The sequence below is a fragment of the Pseudomonas sp. F007 genome (genome assembly GCF_057814275.1).
Window position 1 is genome coordinate 287,984 of the sequence record NZ_JBVATA010000007.1, and the last position, 15,229, is coordinate 303,212.

The window sequence follows — 15,229 nt, forward strand, 5'->3', positions numbered from 1 at the left end:
TGGGAGACAACCATGATAGATCTCTACACCGCTGCGACCCCGAATGGCCACAAGGTCTCTATCGTGCTCGAAGAACTCGGCATGCCCTACACGGTGCATGCCCTGAGTTTCGACAAGAAGGAACAAAAGACCCCCGAGTTTCTCAAGATCAATCCCAATGGCCGGATCCCGGCGATTGTCGATCGTGCCAACGGCGATTTCGCTGTGTTCGAGTCCGGCGCGATTCTCCTCTACCTCGCCGAACTGAGCGGTCAACTGCTGCCCAAGGATCCGAAGGGACGCTCGCTGGTGATCCAGTGGCTGATGTTCCAGATGGGGGGAGTAGGGCCGATGCAGGGCCAGGCGAACGTATTTTTCCGCTACTTCCCGGAAAAGCTCCAGGGCGCCATCGACCGTTACCAGCATGAAACCCGCCGCCTCTACGAAGTGCTCGACAGCCGCCTGCAGGTCGCCGAATACCTTGCCGACACCTATAGCATTGCCGACATTGCCACTTATCCCTGGGTCCGCGGCCACGAATGGTCCGGTGTCTCGGTCGACGGCTTGCCGGCCCTGCAACGCTGGATGGCGACCCTGGCCGGGCGCGATGCGGTGCAACGTGGCCTGCTGGTCCCGCAGCGGATCGACGACGCCAGCGTCATCAAGGGCGCCCAGTCCATGTTGATCCGATGAGAGTCTCTTCAAGGTTGAAGCCCATGCGTTTTATCAGTTTGCTGGTGGTCGGTTGTTTCAGTTCGCTGGCAGCAGCTGCCGATGTGCCGGGCAGCCAGGACTTGCCATTGCTGCCCCGCCCGGACGACGCGCAAATCGTCGATTATCGTCAGGCCGCGCAACTGGAGCGGTTGTACCCCATGGGTTCGATCCGCAAGATCAGTAACCGGATTCGCTCCGAGAGCCAGCTCAATCCGCGTGGGCAGTTGACCGCGGTGACCTATGAACTGCCAGCGGAGCACACGGCCCAATCGGCCTTCACCCATGCTCGCGAAGCCTTGCAGAAGCAGGGCGCCGAACCGTTGTTCTGGTGCCAGGCGCGTGATTGCGGGGAAAACAGCCTGTGGGCCAATGAGGTCTTCGGCAATGCCAAGCTCTCCGGGGCCGACAACGAGCAGGCTTACCTGTTGCTGCGCCTGGCCGCACCCCAGGACAACTCGCTGGTGGCGCTGTACAGCATTACCCGAGGCAATCGCCGGGCCTACCTGCATGTCGAGCAGTTCGACGCCAGCGCACCGTTGGGCGAGGTGTTGCCCACGTCCGCGACCTTGCTGCGCCAGCTCAAGGACACCGGCAAGCTTGACCTGGCACGCCTGACCGGCGATCCGCAGGCGCCTTGGGTCACACTGTTGTCCCGTGGACTGAACCTCGACACCACCTCCCGCGTCAGCGTTTCCGGCACTCAGGCCGAGGCCTGGCGTCAGGCGTTGATCGACGCCGGGGTACGCAGTGCGCGTCTGGAGCTGGGCGAGGTGCAGGCACCTGGCCTGCATTTCGAACTCTTGCGTTAAGCTCTGTGTTGGCGGACGTACCGTTGGTCGTTCGCCCGCGCACTTTTTGATCAACCTGTTCGAGATTGTCCATGCTCAATAACGATCGCCTGTTGGTGCAGATCCTCCTCCTGGTGTTGTTCGGTGCCAGCTTCTGGGTGATGGCACCCTTCTGGTCGGCGCTGTTCTGGGGCGCGGTGCTGGCGTTCGCCAGTTGGCCGCTGATGCGCCTGCTGACCGGTTGGCTCAAGGGCCGCGAATCCCTGGCCGCTGCCTTGCTGACCTTGTGCTGGATGCTCCTGGTGGCGGCGCCGCTGGTGTGGTTGGGCTTGAACCTGGCGGATCACGTGCGCGATGCCACGGCCTTCATCAAGGACGTGCAGGTCGACGGCCTGCCTGAAGCGCCGGTTTGGCTGGCTGGGGTGCCGCTGGTGGGCGGACGGTTGGTGGGCATCTGGAACAGCATCGACCAGCAAGGGGCGGCGCTGATGGTGGCGATCAAGCCGCATCTCGGACAGGTCGGCAACTGGCTGCTGGCGCGCAGTGCCCAGATCGGTGGCGGGATCCTCGAGCTGACCTTGAGTATCGTCTTCGTGTTCTTCTTCTATCGGGATGGTCCACGCCTGGCGATGTTCGTTCATCGCCTGCTGGAGCGGCTGATCGGCGATCGTGCCGGTTATTACATCGAGTTGGTGGCCGGGACCGTGCAGCGCGTGGTCAACGGGGTGATTGGTACGGCGGCGGCGCAGGCGCTGCTGGCGCTGATCGGTTTCCTGATCGCCGGCGTACCGGGGGCGCTGGTGCTGGGCATCGTGACCTTCCTGCTCAGCCTGATCCCCATGGGCCCGCCGCTGGTATGGATTCCGGCCACCGCCTGGTTGGTGTGGAAAGGCGAGTACGGGTACGCGGTGTTCCTGGGGATTTGGGGCACCTTTATCATCAGTGGCGTGGACAACGTGCTCAAGCCTTACCTGATCAGCCGTGGCGGCAACCTGCCGCTGGTGATCGTGCTGCTCGGGGTATTCGGCGGCTTGATTGCCTTTGGCTTCATCGGTCTGTTCATCGGTCCGACCTTGCTGGCAGTGGCGTACAGCCTGCTGAACGACTGGAGCAAGAGCCAGGCGCGGGTCGAAGAGCGGCGCTAGGCCTGCGGTTTTTCAGGGGTAATGGATGATTTACCGATCATCGGGTCCCGGAGGGGCTCGTGTTCCGCTACAATGCGCGCCGATTTCGACTTGCCTGAGAGCCCACTCATGTCCGCCTGCCAGACTCCTATCATCGTCGCCCTGGATTTCCCTACCCGTGACGCCGCACTGAAACTGGCGGATCAGTTGGACCCGAAACTGTGCCGGGTCAAGGTCGGTAAAGAGCTGTTCACCAGCTGCGCTTCGGAAATTGTCGGCACCCTGCGCGACAAGGGTTTTGAAGTGTTCCTCGACCTGAAATTCCACGATATCCCGAACACCACCGCGATGGCCGTCAAGGCTGCCGCGGAAATGGGCGTATGGATGGTCAACGTGCACTGCTCCGGTGGCCTGCGCATGATGGCGGCCTGCCGCGAAGTGCTGGATCAGCGCAGCGGTACCAAGCCGTTGCTGATCGGCGTGACCGTGCTGACCAGCATGGAGCGTGAGGATCTGGCCGGTATCGGCCTGGACATCGAGCCACAGGAGCAAGTGTTGCGTCTGGCGGCCCTGGCGGAAAAAGCCGGGATGGATGGCCTGGTGTGCTCGGCGCTGGAAGCCCAGGCCCTGAAGGCGGCGCACCCGTCGCTGCAACTGGTGACCCCGGGGATTCGTCCGGCAGGCAGTGCCCAGGACGACCAGCGCCGGATCCTGACCCCGCGCCAGGCGCTGGACGCCGGCTCCGATTACCTGGTGATCGGTCGCCCGATCAGCCAGGCGGCCGATCCGGCCAAGGCATTGGCGGACGTCGTCGCCGAACTCGCCTGAGGTGTTGCGGGAGCCGCCTGGCGGCTCCCGCAATGCTTTGCGTCACACCTTCAGCACCAGCTTGCCGAAGTTCTCGCCGTTGAACAGCTTCATCAGGGTTTCCGGGAACGCCTCCAGCCCTTCGACGATGTCCTCCTTGCTCTTGAGCTGCCCCTTGGCCATCCAGCCGGCCATTTCCTGGGCGGCGCTGGCGTATTGCGCCGCATAATCCATCACCACAAAGCCCTCCATGCGTGCGCGATTGACCAATAGCGACAGGTAGTTGGCCGGACCCTTGACCGCTTCCTTGTTGTTGTACTGACTGATGGCGCCGCAAATCACCACCCGGGCCTTGAGGTTCAGGCGGCTGAGCACCGCATCGAGGATGTCGCCGCCGACGTTGTCGAAGTACACGTCCACGCCTTTCGGGCATTCGCGCTTGAGACCGGCCACCACGTCCTCGCTCTTGTAGTCGATGGCACCGTCGAAACCCAGTTCGTCGATCAGGAACTGGCACTTGTCGGCGCCCCCGGCAATCCCTACCACTCGGCAGCCCTTGAGCTTGGCTATCTGCCCGGCAATGCTGCCGACAGCGCCAGCCGCACCGGACAGCACCACGGTGTCACCGGCTTTCGGCGCGCCGACGTCGAGCAGGGCGAAGTAGGCGGTCATGCCAGTCATGCCCAAGGCGGACAAATACCGCGGCAGCGGCGCCAGTTTCGGGTCGACCTTGTAGAAACCGCGCGGTTCGCCGAGGAAATAATCCTGCACGCCCAAGGCGCCATTGACGTAGTCACCCACCGCAAACCCCGGATTGTTCGAGGCGATCACCTGGCCGACACCCAGCGCGCGCATGACCTCACCGATGGCCACGGGCGGAATGTAGGACTTGCCTTCATTCATCCAGCCGCGCATCGCAGGGTCCAGCGACAGGTACTGGTTCTGCACCAGGATCTGCCCAGCGGCCGGTTCGCCCACCGGGACTTGCTGGTAAGTGAACGTCTCGCGGGTCGCGGCACCCACCGGGCGTTTGGCGAGCAGGAATTGACGATTGGTCTGGGCAGTCATGGCGATCACTCAAGGGTCAAAGAAGAATGATTGATAGACCTTCAGGCTCGATGCCGCAAGGTTTGCCGTGCCAGCGAATACGCGTCGATCCAGTGCAGTGATAGTCGTTCCGGGCTATTCATCACTGCGATTCATGAGTGGCCAACCGGCCCTTCAATAGTGCTGCCGCCCCAGGAGATTGGCTGGCTAGACTGCGAATACGCGATCAGTGCGATCTTTCGAGGACATAACAATGAGCATGAAATTTTCTGGCCGGGTAGCGTTGGTGACGGGGGGCGCAGCCGGTATTGGCCGTGCGACCGCCCAGGCGTTTGCCGGCGAAGGGTTGCAGGTAGTGGTCGCGGATCTCGATGTGGCGGGCGGCGAAGGCACTGTCGAACTGATCCGCGCGGCAGGCGGTGACGCCGTGTTTGTGCGTTGCAACGTCACCGACGAAAGCGACGTGCAGAATCTGCTGGCGCGGGCGGTCAATGCCTACGGCCGTGTGGACTACGCCTTCAACAATGCCGGGATCGAGATCGAAAAGGGCAAGCTGGCCGAAGGCACCATCGATGAGTTCGATGCGATCATGGGCGTCAACGTCAAGGGCGTCTGGTTGTGCATGAAGTATCAATTGCCACTGATGCTGGCCCAGGGCGGTGGTGCCATCGTCAACACCGCATCGGTGGCGGGACTTGGCGCGGCGCCGAAGATGAGTATTTATGCGGCGTCCAAGCACGCGGTGATCGGCCTGACCAAGTCGGCGGCCATCGAGTACGCGAAGAAAAGCATTCGGGTGAACGCGGTCTGTCCGGCGGTGATCGATACCGACATGTTCCGCCGGGCGTATGAAGCGGACCCGAAAAAAGCCGATTTCGCTGCCGCGATGCACCCGGTGGGGAGGATCGGTAAGGTAGAGGAAATCGCCAGTGCGGTGCTGTATTTGTGCAGCGACGGTGCGGCGTTTACCACCGGGCACTCTTTGGCGGTCGACGGCGGCGTGACGGCGTTTTGATAGATGGCGGCTGTTGCGCTGAGTGCCGCTCAGCGCAACAGCCGCAAATTGTGTGAGACCCAGCCCACATGCCTGTGGGCTTTTTTCATGCGTGGGAGAATGTGTTTCAAAGGATTAGAGCCTGCAGGTTTGAGGGTTATGTCGCACATTCGCGACAGGAGCGCTGTGCTTAACTGATTGCGGAAATACCCTCAAACAGTTGGAGTTGGACTCTCATGGAGTTGAGAATCGATCGTCAGGCGCTGGTCCCCGTGGTGCAGCAAATCGTCGATGCACTGGGGAGCTGGATTCGCCACAGCGGCATCGAACCTGGAACGCGTTTACCCTCTATCCGGCAACTGGCCCGCGACAACCTGCTCAGCCAATCCTGTGTCATTGAAGCTTATGAACGAATGGTCGCGCAGGGCGTACTCGCCTCGCGCTATGGCTCAAGCTTTTTCGTTGCGGCACCTGTACCCGTTCCTGGCGTTGCTTGCACTCCATCGGACAGTTTGCCCCTGGGCCAAGGGGGCCTGCCGGAAGGCTGGCGAGAGAGCGATGACTTGGGGTACGCCATCCGCCAGGTTTCGCGCACCGATATGCAAGGCCTGTTCAGCTATTGCTCGGCCTATGGCTTGCCCGCTCTGCGCCAGCAAATCCTCAAGCGTTTGCGGGCATTCAATATCGTTGCCGACGAATCTCGGGTGCTGACCACGACGGGCGCCACTCACGGCCTTGACCTGATCATCCGGGCGCTGCTCAAACCGGGGGATTGCGTGGTGGTCGAGAGTCCCGGCTATCCCAACCTGTTCGAGCAACTGCGCTTGCACGGCGTGCACATGCTGGAGGTGGCCCGCACACCGCGCGGGCCGGACACCGATGCCCTCGACGCGCTATTGCAGGTGCATAAACCCAAGGCCCTGTTTATCAACAGTCTGTGCCACAACCCGACGGGCAGCAGCTTGTCACTAGAGGTGGCGCAGCAGGTACTGCAATTGACCCAGCAGCATGGGGTCATGGTGGTCGAGGACGATGTGTATGCTGATTTCCAGGGGCGTAGCGCTGTTCGGCTCGCAGCGTTGGATCAGTCGGCCACTGTGGTCTATGTCGGCAGTTTCTCGAAGACCCTGAGCAGTTCGTTGCGGGTCGGGTTTGTGCTGGCCAGCGAAGAAATCGTTGCACGCCTGGCGGGCGTCAAGCGGATTACCAGCCTGGGGGGCTCGCATTTCAGCGAGTCGGTGCTGTCCAAGCTGTTGGCCAATGGTGCCTATCGCAAGCTGGTGCAACGCCAGCGCCTGCGATTGCGGCGTGACATGCGGACGGCGCTGCAAATGCTGGAAGATCGGGAGTGGGAAGTCTTCGGCAAACCTACCGCGGGTTTGTACATCTGGGCCCGGCCCAAAAAACGCGATCGCCTGTTGGTCTGCGCCAACGCGTTGCGCTACGGCGTTTCGTTGTCGTGCAGCACGGCCTTCAATGCCGGCGCCCAGGCCAGCGATTGGTTGCGCATCAATGTGGCGTACGTGGGGGATGCGCGGGCGCTGGCGTTTTTCCAGGCCTGCACGTTGCCAGATCGACCTCAAGCGTCCTGAAAGCGACGGTTGCGTAGCTTTTTGCCATTATCGGCGTGTTTGAGGCTTGTATTCCGGGGTGGCCCGTTGCGAATCTGCGGCAACAGATAATGACCCTGTTGCCGTTGGCCACAGACAGGAGATAGCGAGCAATGATTCCAGGCGTGCAAGGACAATTTGCCAACCTCGGCATGGCAAAGAAAATGGCACTGGGCTTTGTCCTGGTGTTGCTGCTGACCGCCCTGGTGGCCGCCATTGGTGTCTGGTCGTTGCACACCGTCAGCCAGCGTTTCGATGGACTCAAGCAGATGTCGTCGCTCAACCGTGGCCTGCTCAACGTGCGTCTCCTCGAGCAGGAGTTCGCCTTGCACGGCGACGGCAAAACAGTGGAAGCCTTGCATCAGGGTATCGACGAGCTGAAAACCCTGGCCGCCAGCCTCAAGGCCCGATCCCCGGGCAATGCTTCGGTGATGACCGAGGTCGAACAGTCGTTGAGCGCCTATCGCCTGGCGTTTGATCAATTTGTCGAGCTGACGTCGGCCAAGGACCTGGCGCTGGAAATGGCCAGTTGGTCGGTGTCCAGTGTCGCCAACAATCTCGATGTCTTGCAGGCCGGGCTGGCGGATGACGGGGCTTACACCCTCAAGGAGTCGGCCGGCCGGGAAGGGGCCGAGTTCATCGAACAGGCCAATCAGGTCAGCCAGGTGTCCAAGCTGATGTTGCAGGCCATGAACGAAGCGCGCGTGCGCCTTGACCAGAGCCGCAAGGCCGATGCGGACGAGAGCAATCAGGGCAAGATCGAGCAGGCCGACCAGGCACTGAGCCAGGTCGAGGCGCTGAAGGGGTCGGTCAAGGATGCGGGCTATCAGACTGTGCTCAATGAAGTGGCCGGGCACATTGCCGGCTTCAGTGAAAAGCTGGCCGAGTACACCGGACTGCTGGGCCAGGAAAAACGTGTCTACCAGCAGTTGCGTGAGCGCGCCGGCGAAGTGGTGCGCCAGGTTGACCAGGCCTACGCGGCACAGGATCAGGCCATGCAGGCGGAACTGCAGAAAAACACCGGGTTGATCATCGCGTCGTCGCTGTTGGCGCTGCTGGTCGGACTGGTTGTTGCCTGGGTGATCACCCGGCTGATTGTTACACCGCTGCGCAGTGTGATCCGGGTCGCCGAACAAATTGCCGCAGGGGACTTGAGTGCCACGGTGACCGTGACTCGACGGGACGAGATTGGCCAGTTGATGCAGGCCATGCAGTCGATGGGCTCGGGTTTGAGTCAGATTGTCAGCGGGTTGCAGGCGGGGATCGAACAGCTGGCCAGCTCCGCGCAGTCGCTGTCGAGCGTGACCGAACAGACCAATCTGGAGGTCAGCAGCCAGAAGGAAGAGACCGAGCAGGTCGCCACCGCGATGAACCAGATGACCGCCACCGTGCATGATGTCGCACGCAACGCCGAGGAGGCCGCGCAGGCAGCCCAGACCGCGGACGACAAAGTTGAAAATGGTCAATCGGTGGTGCGCCAGAGCATGCAGCGCATTGAACAACTGGCCGACTCGGCGACCTCGGCCAGTTCGAGCATCGATGGCTTGAGTGCGCAGATCCAGAATATCGGCAGCGTGCTCGATGTGATCAAGAGTGTCGCGGAGCAGACCAACCTGTTGGCGCTCAACGCCGCCATCGAAGCGGCCCGCGCGGGTGAGCAGGGCAGGGGCTTTGCAGTGGTGGCCGATGAGGTCCGTGCCCTGGCCCGGCGCACCCGGCAATCGACCGAGGAAATCGAGGCGCTGGTCAGTAACCTGCGCGCGGCGGCCCAGGCATCCGTGCAGCAGATCCGCAGCAGTGGCGACCTGGTCAAGCTGGCGGTCAGCGATGCGCTACAGACCGAAAGCGCCTTGGGCAGTATCGCGGCGGCGGTTTCGTTGATTCAGCAAATGAACCAGCAAATTGCCGCAGCTGCCGAGCAGCAGAGTTCGGTGGCCGAAGAAATCAACCGCAGTGTGACCAGCATCCGCGCCAGCGCCGATCAATCATCGCTGGCCATGCAAGGCAACGCCACGTCCAGCATCGAGTTGGCGCGGTTGGGGGTTGAGCTCAAGGGGATGGTGGGGCATTTCAGGTTGTAGGCGGGAGGAACATCGCCGGCAGCTGCGGCCGGCGATTTTTCCTGGTGTCAGCTTCAGTCGTAGATCGCTTTCTTCTTCCAGTCTGCCTCGACTTCGACGTCCTTCAGGCCTTCGGTCAACTCGTTGACGTCATCTTCCGCCGGCGCGCTGTTGGTCAGCACCATGGAATTGGAACGCGCGAGGAGTTTTTCAAGAAACTTCAACTGCTCGCTATACACCTGCGGATCCGGTTGTTTGCGCAGGTACTGCACGCCGCGCTCAAATGCCAGGCGGGCCTGGCCGGGTTGCTCCTGTTGCAGCGCGTGCTGGCCGAGGTTGCTGAAGAACTCGATGTGCAGCAACACCAGGATGTGGCGTATCTCACGGATCCAGCCTTTCGCTTCATTGGTCGGCAGGAACCCGTCGTGGGCCGCTCGCGTGACCTGGCCATGCAGGGCCTCGAGGAGAAAGCGCACGTCCTTGGCCTTGGCTTCGGTAAGGATGGGGGCTGGTGGGTTGTTGACCGGAATCGACTCGCCCTGGGCGATCAACGCGTTCAACTCTTCGATCCGGGTTTTCAGTACGCTGCTGGATTTTTCCAGATGGAGCAGGCGCTGGCAGACGTTGAGTTCGAGCCGCGCCAGTAACAACTTGAGTGCCGGCGTCATCAGCTGGCCGGGAAAGGTCTCGGTGATTTCGCCGCAGCGGCGCAGGCGGTCATTGAGTTCGACCTTGGTGCGGGCCTTTTGCAGCTTGTTGTTTTCCACCACGTTGTTCATGTAGCCAATAGCGATCAGTAGTGCGATCCCGACTATTACTAGCAGGGTGATCATGAGTGGTGTCACCGTGAAGACCTCTTTGATGGGTTTGCGTGCGAGTGTAGAGGCTATGTATGGGAGCGCATAGGCCAGTACGACGATCTGAAGCGGGCCTTACAGCTCTCTATATAGATGCCGGGTAGCGAGGTGCACATTGCCACTACCGGCGTGCCAAGGACTATAGCGCCTTGGCGAGTGCCAGAATATAGGCGTCAAACACCGGTCGGCCGAAAACCCTGAATAGTCCGTGAAAGGGCAGGGAAGTCATTGATTTAAATAAATTTATATCGGGGGGTTGACGACCCCTCAATCCATCCATAGAATGCGCGCCACTTACAGCGGAAAGCGAATAGCGAAACGCGGTAAGGAGTGAAGTTGTAGCTGTGTCCCCTTCGTCTAGTGGCCTAGGACACCGCCCTTTCACGGCGGTAACAGGGGTTCGAGTCCCCTAGGGGACGCCAATGCGGGAATAGCTCAGTTGGTAGAGCACGACCTTGCCAAGGTCGGGGTCGCGAGTTCGAGTCTCGTTTCCCGCTCCAATTTTAAACAGCAGTGCTTTCGGGCGGTGCTGAGTGAAACCAGAGCCAAGTCTTCGGATGCGGGTCTGGACACCGAAACACACACCATGTGTTCCGGGTAGCGTGTCCCCTTCGTCTAGTGGCCTAGGACACCGCCCTTTCACGGCGGTAACAGGGGTTCGAGTCCCCTAGGGGACGCCATTTGCGGGAATAGCTCAGTTGGTAGAGCACGACCTTGCCAAGGTCGGGGTCGCGAGTTCGAGTCTCGTTTCCCGCTCCAAATTTAACGAGAGCGCCACTCATGGAGTGGCGTTTTTGTTCGGTACCAGACCACACACTCTGTGGTCCGGGTAGTGTGTCCCCTTCGTCTAGTGGCCTAGGACACCGCCCTTTCACGGCGGTAACAGGGGTTCGAGTCCCCTAGGGGACGCCATTTTGCGGGAATAGCTCAGTTGGTAGAGCACGACCTTGCCAAGGTCGGGGTCGCGAGTTCGAGTCTCGTTTCCCGCTCCATATTCATCAAGAACGCCGCTCATTGAGCGGCGTTTTTGTTTGTGCGTGTTTTATCCCTCCTACCTGCATTGCCTGCCAGTCCCACTGCGCGGGCTTTTGCTGTTTCCCAGCACCGGTGAACTTTGCAAATTGTTACCGCACGCACCAATACGAGGCGAATTTCCATAAAGGTAACAGTCGCTGACCTGGATGCGGATAACCCGCTGCGCTGCATTTTTCTTCTAAAACCCCTGCAACTGTGGGCTTGCGCCTGATTCCTGCAAGCGGTATCGCGAGTTGGCTGGTTGATTGCATATGCTTGTACGTACAAGTAAATCTATGTGTGTAGGTGTTTCTACGCCGGATGACTCTGCAGCAGCCTTGCACGCCACAGTACTCACGCGCCACAAGCGCCCGTAGCGGTTTTAGGAATTGATAATAATGAAAAGAACATTGCTGACCCTTTCTGCACTGACCCTCTGCATGGCCGCCGGTGCCGCCATGGCCAAGGAGTACAAGGAGCTGCGTTTTGGCGTTGATCCGTCCTACGCGCCGTTCGAATCGAAAGCCGCCGACGGCAGCCTGGTGGGGTTCGACATCGATCTGGGCAATGCGATCTGCGCCGAGCTGAAGGTCAAGTGCAAATGGGTCGAAAGCGATTTCGACGGAACCATTCCGGGCCTCAAGGCCAATAAATTCGACGGCGTGATTTCCTCGATGACCGTCACCCCGGCCCGCGAAAAAGTCATCGATTTCTCCAGCGAACTGTTCTCCGGCCCAACCGGTCTGGTCTACAAAAAGGGCGCCAACCTGGGCATTGATCCGGCGGCACTCAAGGGCAAGAAAGTTGGCTACGAGCAGGGCACCATCCAGGAGGCGTACGCCAAGCAGGTGCTGGACAAGGCTGGAGTGGAAACCCAGGCGTACGCCAACCAGGACCAGGTCTATGCCGACCTGGTATCCGGCCGTCTCGACGCCTCGATCCAGGACATGCTGCAAGCCGAACTGGGTTTCCTGAAATCGCCACAAGGGGCCGATTTCGAGGTCAGCAAACCGCTGGACAGCGAACTGCTACCGGCGAAAACCGCAGTCGGCATCGCCAAGGGCAATACCGAACTCAAGGCGCTGATCAACAAAGGCATCCAGGCGTTGCACGATGACGGCACCTACGCTTCGATCCAGAAGAAGCACTTCGGCGATCTGAATCTCTACAGCGGCAAATAACGCCCTCGCGCCCTCCCCGGCGGGGGGCGCTTAAATCGCTATAGGTCCTGAGAATCATGTTCGAAACTCTCCTGCAGACACTCGGGCTTTCCGCATTCAGCTTGAAGGGCTTCGGCCCGCTGTTGCTGGAAGGCACCTGGATGACCGTCAAGTTATCGATCCTCTCACTGTTGCTGAGCGTGCTGCTTGGCTTGATCGGCGCCAGCGCCAAACTCTCGAGTGTGAAACTGTTGCGCATCCCCGCACAGCTCTACACCACACTGATTCGCGGCGTTCCCGACCTGGTGCTGATGTTGCTGATTTTCTACAGCCTGCAAACCTGGCTGACCAGCTTCACGGTGGCCATGGATTGGGAATACATCGAAATCAATCCGTTTGGTGCCGGGATCATTACCTTGGGCTTTATCTACGGCGCCTATTTCACTGAAACCTTTCGCGGGGCGATCCTTGCTGTTCCTCGCGGGCAGATGGAGGCGGCCACCGCCTATGGCCTGAGTCGCGCCCAGCGTTTTCGGTTTGTGGTCTTCCCGCAGATGATGCGCTTCGCCCTGCCGGGTATCGGCAACAACTGGATGGTGATTCTCAAGGCCACCGCGCTGGTGTCGATCATTGGCCTCGCCGATCTGGTCAAGGCGGCCCAGGATGCCGGCAAAAGCACCTATCAATTGTTCTTTTTCCTGGTGCTGGCGGCGCTGATCTACCTGGTGATTACCAGTGCGTCCAACGTTGTCCTGCGCTGGCTTGAACAACATTACGCGGCGGGTTCCCGGGAGGCGGTACGATGATTGAACTCATGCAGGAATACTGGAAGCCCTTCTTCTATAGCGATGGCTACCACATCACCGGCCTGGCCATGACCCTGTGGTTGCTCAGCGCTTCGATCTGCATCGGTTTCCTGGCCTCGATCCCGCTGTCGATCGCCCGGGTCTCATCGAAGTTCTACGTGCGCCTGCCGGTGCAGTTCTACACCTACCTGTTCCGCGGCACGCCGCTGTATATCCAGTTGCTGATCTGCTACACCGGGATCTACAGCCTGGCCGCCATCCGCGAGCAGCCGGTGCTCGACGCGTTCTTCCGTGACGCGATGAACTGCACCATCCTCGCCTTTGCCCTGAACACCTGCGCCTACACCACGGAGATCTTTGCCGGGGCGATTCGCAGCATGAACCACGGCGAAGTCGAAGCGGCCAAGGCCTATGGTCTGACCGGCTGGAAGCTGTATGCCTACGTGATCATGCCTTCGGCCCTGCGCCGCTCGCTGCCGTACTACAGCAACGAAGTGATCCTGATGCTGCACTCGACCACCGTGGCCTTCACCGCGACCATCCCGGACATTCTCAAGGTCGCGCGCGATGCCAACTCGGCGACGTTCCTGACGTTCCAGTCGTTCGGCATAGCCGCGTTGATTTACCTGGTGGTCACCTTTGCCCTGGTCGGTCTGTTCCGTGTGGCCGAACGCCGCTGGTTGGCGTTTCTCGGGCCGGCTCACTGACAGTGGGTCATCCCCGCGGCCGCCAGGCGGGCCGTGGGTTTTTTCGCTGCGGGCGCGATTGACGTCGTGGCGATCCATTTCCCTGATTGGATGTTTGCGCACATGTACAAACTGACCATTGAAGACCTGCACAAGAGTTACGGCAGCCACGAAGTACTCAAGGGCGTTTCCCTCAAGGCCAACACCGGCGATGTGATCAGCCTGATCGGCGCCAGTGGCTCGGGCAAGAGTACCTTTCTGCGCTGCATCAACTTTCTTGAAACCCCCAACGATGGCGCCATGAGCCTGGACGGCAAGCCGATTCGCATGGTCAAGAATCACCATGGCATGCAGGTTGCCGACGACGCCGAGTTGCAGCGCCTGCGCACGCGCCTGGCGATGGTCTTCCAGCACTTCAATCTGTGGGGCCACATGACCGTGCTGGAGAACATCACCATGGCCCCGCGCCGGGTGCTGGGCGTCAGCAAGAAAGACGCCGAAGACCGTGCCCGCCGTTATCTGGAGAAGGTCGGCCTGCCGGCCCGCGTGGCGGATCAGTACCCGGCGTTCCTTTCCGGCGGCCAGCAGCAGCGCGTGGCTATTGCCCGGGCGTTGGCGATGGAACCGGAAGTGATGCTGTTCGATGAGCCGACTTCGGCGCTGGACCCTGAACTGGTCGGTGAAGTGCTCAAGGTGATCCAGGGGCTGGCGGAAGAAGGCCGGACCATGATCATGGTGACCCACGAAATGAGCTTTGCGCGCAAGGTTTCCAACCAGGTGCTGTTCCTGCATCAGGGGCGGGTCGAGGAGGAGGGGGCGCCGGAGGAGGTATTGGGCAATCCCAAAAGTGAGCGCCTGCAGCAGTTCCTCAGTGGCAATTTGAAGTAGTTGACCTGGGGTTTGAGTGTCGATGACGGCTGCTCAAACCCTGCTCTTTCAGTTCACCGCGTAACGAACCGAAAGCGTGCCTTTTTTCTGTGCGACCGACTCAACGACCACCGCCCCGAGGTCCTGCAGGCGCCGCACGTGAGTGCCGCCGCAGCCATAGGCGGGCAGTTCGCCGAAGCTGATTTCCCGCGCGCCTTCGCGCAGTGAGGTCAGGCGTGGCAGGTCAGCGCGGATCCACCGGTCCAGCGCGTCCTGCACTGCAGCGCTGTCGAGCTCGGCGGGCGTTTGACCAGGCTTGAAGGTTACCCGGCTTTCACCCGGCCAATGATGTCCCTTGACCGCAATCCAGCCCTGGCTTTCGGCGAAGTGGCCGATCAGATGCCCGGCACTGTGCAGTCGGCTATTGAGTTGGCGGCGTTGTTCGTCGACTTCGATGCGGACCATTCCCGGGCTGAGCGCCTGATCGACGAAGTGCACGATCCGTCCAGGCTCCTGGACCACCCGCAGCACCTGGCTTTTACCGATCCAGCCGGTGTCACAGAGCTGACCACCCCCTTGCGGATGGAACAGCGTGGCGCGCAGCACGACTGCAAATTCGTTCTCGCAGGGCGTGCACTCCAGCACTTCCACATTGGCTTGCAGCTCATCGCTGTGGAAGAACAGGCGAAGCGTCATATTCCATACTCTGAAAAAAT

The 15,229-nt window shown here is 60.7% G+C and carries 14 protein-coding genes, 6 tRNA genes and 1 pseudogene; 18 read left to right on the top strand and 3 right to left on the bottom strand.

Annotated features, from left to right (window positions below; genetic code table 11):
- The first annotated feature begins 12 nt into the window (after positions 1-12).
- The 4 genes from ACZYR5_RS19185 (at position 13) to pyrF (ending at position 3,433) form a co-directional block, all read left to right on the top strand.
- The gene (locus tag ACZYR5_RS19185) at positions 13-672 is read left to right on the top strand and encodes a glutathione S-transferase family protein (protein WP_489091049.1); all 660 of its coding nucleotides are present in this window, start codon (positions 13-15) and stop codon (positions 670-672) included.
- Positions 673-695: 23 nt separating this feature from the next.
- Positions 696-1,502, top strand: coding sequence for a DUF4892 domain-containing protein (locus tag ACZYR5_RS19190; protein ID WP_489091050.1), 807 nt, complete (start codon positions 696-698; stop codon positions 1,500-1,502).
- A 71-nt stretch (positions 1,503-1,573) separates the two neighbouring features.
- Positions 1,574-2,626, top strand: a complete 1,053-nt coding sequence (locus tag ACZYR5_RS19195; protein WP_489091051.1) for an AI-2E family transporter — start codon at positions 1,574-1,576, stop codon at positions 2,624-2,626.
- 108 nt (positions 2,627-2,734) lie between these two features.
- The gene (gene pyrF / locus ACZYR5_RS19200; RefSeq protein WP_489091052.1) at positions 2,735-3,433 is read left to right on the top strand and encodes an orotidine-5'-phosphate decarboxylase; all 699 of its coding nucleotides are present in this window, start codon (positions 2,735-2,737) and stop codon (positions 3,431-3,433) included.
- Between the two features lie 42 nt (positions 3,434-3,475).
- On the opposite strand, the gene ACZYR5_RS19205 is transcribed toward pyrF, so the two are convergent.
- Positions 3,476-4,480, bottom strand: a complete 1,005-nt coding sequence (locus tag ACZYR5_RS19205; protein ID WP_489091053.1) for an NADP-dependent oxidoreductase — start codon at positions 4,478-4,480, stop codon at positions 3,476-3,478.
- A 232-nt stretch (positions 4,481-4,712) separates the two neighbouring features.
- On the opposite strand from ACZYR5_RS19205, the gene ACZYR5_RS19210 reads away from it, so the two are divergent.
- From ACZYR5_RS19210 to ACZYR5_RS19225, 4 genes and pseudogenes are all read left to right on the top strand, one after another.
- Positions 4,713-5,474 carry an SDR family oxidoreductase gene (locus ACZYR5_RS19210; RefSeq protein WP_489091054.1) on the top strand — a complete coding sequence of 254 codons (762 nt, stop codon included), beginning with the start codon at positions 4,713-4,715 and terminating at the stop codon, positions 5,472-5,474.
- Between the two features lie 215 nt (positions 5,475-5,689).
- Entirely contained in the window at positions 5,690-7,045 is a 1,356-nt protein-coding gene (locus ACZYR5_RS19215; protein WP_489091055.1) for an aminotransferase-like domain-containing protein, read from the top strand.
- A 182-nt stretch (positions 7,046-7,227) separates the two neighbouring features.
- Positions 7,228-8,283 (top strand): annotated as a pseudogene (locus ACZYR5_RS19220) (HAMP domain-containing protein); the annotation flags it as partial.
- Complete coding sequence (locus ACZYR5_RS19225) at positions 8,281-9,144, top strand: methyl-accepting chemotaxis protein (RefSeq protein ID WP_489091228.1); 864 nt, start codon at positions 8,281-8,283, stop codon at positions 9,142-9,144. The pseudogene ACZYR5_RS19220 and the gene ACZYR5_RS19225, both read left to right, overlap by 3 nt.
- Positions 9,145-9,197: 53 nt before the next feature.
- Here the strand turns inward: ACZYR5_RS19225 and ACZYR5_RS19230 are convergent, their stop codons facing one another.
- On the bottom strand, positions 9,198-9,956 hold the full coding sequence (locus ACZYR5_RS19230; protein WP_489091056.1) for a hypothetical protein: 759 nt from the start codon (positions 9,954-9,956) through the stop codon (positions 9,198-9,200).
- A gap of 370 nt (positions 9,957-10,326) precedes the next feature.
- Between ACZYR5_RS19230 and ACZYR5_RS19235 the strand changes: the two genes are divergently transcribed.
- From ACZYR5_RS19235 to ACZYR5_RS19280, 10 genes are all read left to right on the top strand, one after another.
- Positions 10,327-10,402: transfer RNA gene (locus ACZYR5_RS19235), tRNA-Glu, on the top strand.
- A gap of 2 nt (positions 10,403-10,404) precedes the next feature.
- Positions 10,405-10,480: transfer RNA gene (locus tag ACZYR5_RS19240), tRNA-Gly, on the top strand.
- 104 nt (positions 10,481-10,584) lie between these two features.
- Positions 10,585-10,660, top strand: a tRNA-Glu gene (locus tag ACZYR5_RS19245).
- Positions 10,661-10,663: 3 nt separating this feature from the next.
- Positions 10,664-10,739: transfer RNA gene (locus ACZYR5_RS19250), tRNA-Gly, on the top strand.
- A 77-nt stretch (positions 10,740-10,816) separates the two neighbouring features.
- Positions 10,817-10,892 (top strand) — tRNA-Glu (locus tag ACZYR5_RS19255).
- A gap of 4 nt (positions 10,893-10,896) precedes the next feature.
- Positions 10,897-10,972, top strand: a tRNA-Gly gene (locus ACZYR5_RS19260).
- Positions 10,973-11,392: 420 nt separating this feature from the next.
- Complete coding sequence (locus ACZYR5_RS19265; protein WP_489091057.1) at positions 11,393-12,175, top strand: transporter substrate-binding domain-containing protein; 783 nt, start codon at positions 11,393-11,395, stop codon at positions 12,173-12,175.
- Positions 12,176-12,231: 56 nt separating this feature from the next.
- Positions 12,232-12,960, top strand: a complete 729-nt coding sequence (locus ACZYR5_RS19270; RefSeq protein ID WP_489091058.1) for an ABC transporter permease — start codon at positions 12,232-12,234, stop codon at positions 12,958-12,960.
- Entirely contained in the window at positions 12,957-13,667 is a 711-nt protein-coding gene (locus ACZYR5_RS19275) for an ABC transporter permease (RefSeq protein ID WP_489091059.1), read from the top strand. Before ACZYR5_RS19270 ends, ACZYR5_RS19275 begins: the two co-directional genes overlap by 4 nt.
- A gap of 102 nt (positions 13,668-13,769) precedes the next feature.
- Positions 13,770-14,534, top strand: a complete 765-nt coding sequence (locus ACZYR5_RS19280) for an ABC transporter ATP-binding protein (RefSeq protein WP_489091060.1) — start codon at positions 13,770-13,772, stop codon at positions 14,532-14,534.
- Between the two features lie 48 nt (positions 14,535-14,582).
- Here ACZYR5_RS19280 and ACZYR5_RS19285 read toward each other — a convergent pair whose 3' ends face one another.
- Complete coding sequence (locus tag ACZYR5_RS19285) at positions 14,583-15,209, bottom strand: alanyl-tRNA editing protein (RefSeq protein ID WP_489091061.1); 627 nt, start codon at positions 15,207-15,209, stop codon at positions 14,583-14,585.
- Between the last annotated feature and the right edge of the window lie 20 nt (positions 15,210-15,229).

Excerpts from the sequence above, each read along its gene's own strand:
- ACZYR5_RS19230 (WP_489091056.1), bottom strand. The coding sequence starts at position 9,956 with ATGATCACCCTGCTAGTAATAGTCGGGATCGCACTACTGATCGCTATT.
- ACZYR5_RS19215 (WP_489091055.1), top strand. The coding sequence starts at position 5,690 with ATGGAGTTGAGAATCGATCGTCAGGCGCTGGTCCCCGTGGTGCAGCAA.
- ACZYR5_RS19275 (WP_489091059.1), top strand. The coding sequence starts at position 12,957 with ATGATTGAACTCATGCAGGAATACTGGAAGCCCTTCTTCTATAGCGAT.
- pyrF (WP_489091052.1), top strand. The coding sequence starts at position 2,735 with ATGTCCGCCTGCCAGACTCCTATCATCGTCGCCCTGGATTTCCCTACC.
- ACZYR5_RS19185 (WP_489091049.1), top strand. The coding sequence starts at position 13 with ATGATAGATCTCTACACCGCTGCGACCCCGAATGGCCACAAGGTCTCT.
- ACZYR5_RS19270 (WP_489091058.1), top strand. The coding sequence starts at position 12,232 with ATGTTCGAAACTCTCCTGCAGACACTCGGGCTTTCCGCATTCAGCTTG.
- ACZYR5_RS19225 (WP_489091228.1), top strand. The coding sequence starts at position 8,281 with ATGGGCTCGGGTTTGAGTCAGATTGTCAGCGGGTTGCAGGCGGGGATC.
- ACZYR5_RS19280 (WP_489091060.1), top strand. The coding sequence starts at position 13,770 with ATGTACAAACTGACCATTGAAGACCTGCACAAGAGTTACGGCAGCCAC.
- ACZYR5_RS19195 (WP_489091051.1), top strand. The coding sequence starts at position 1,574 with ATGCTCAATAACGATCGCCTGTTGGTGCAGATCCTCCTCCTGGTGTTG.
- ACZYR5_RS19285 (WP_489091061.1), bottom strand. The coding sequence starts at position 15,209 with ATGACGCTTCGCCTGTTCTTCCACAGCGATGAGCTGCAAGCCAATGTG.
- ACZYR5_RS19210 (WP_489091054.1), top strand. The coding sequence starts at position 4,713 with ATGAGCATGAAATTTTCTGGCCGGGTAGCGTTGGTGACGGGGGGCGCA.
- ACZYR5_RS19205 (WP_489091053.1), bottom strand. The coding sequence starts at position 4,480 with ATGACTGCCCAGACCAATCGTCAATTCCTGCTCGCCAAACGCCCGGTG.
- ACZYR5_RS19190 (WP_489091050.1), top strand. The coding sequence starts at position 696 with ATGCGTTTTATCAGTTTGCTGGTGGTCGGTTGTTTCAGTTCGCTGGCA.
- ACZYR5_RS19265 (WP_489091057.1), top strand. The coding sequence starts at position 11,393 with ATGAAAAGAACATTGCTGACCCTTTCTGCACTGACCCTCTGCATGGCC.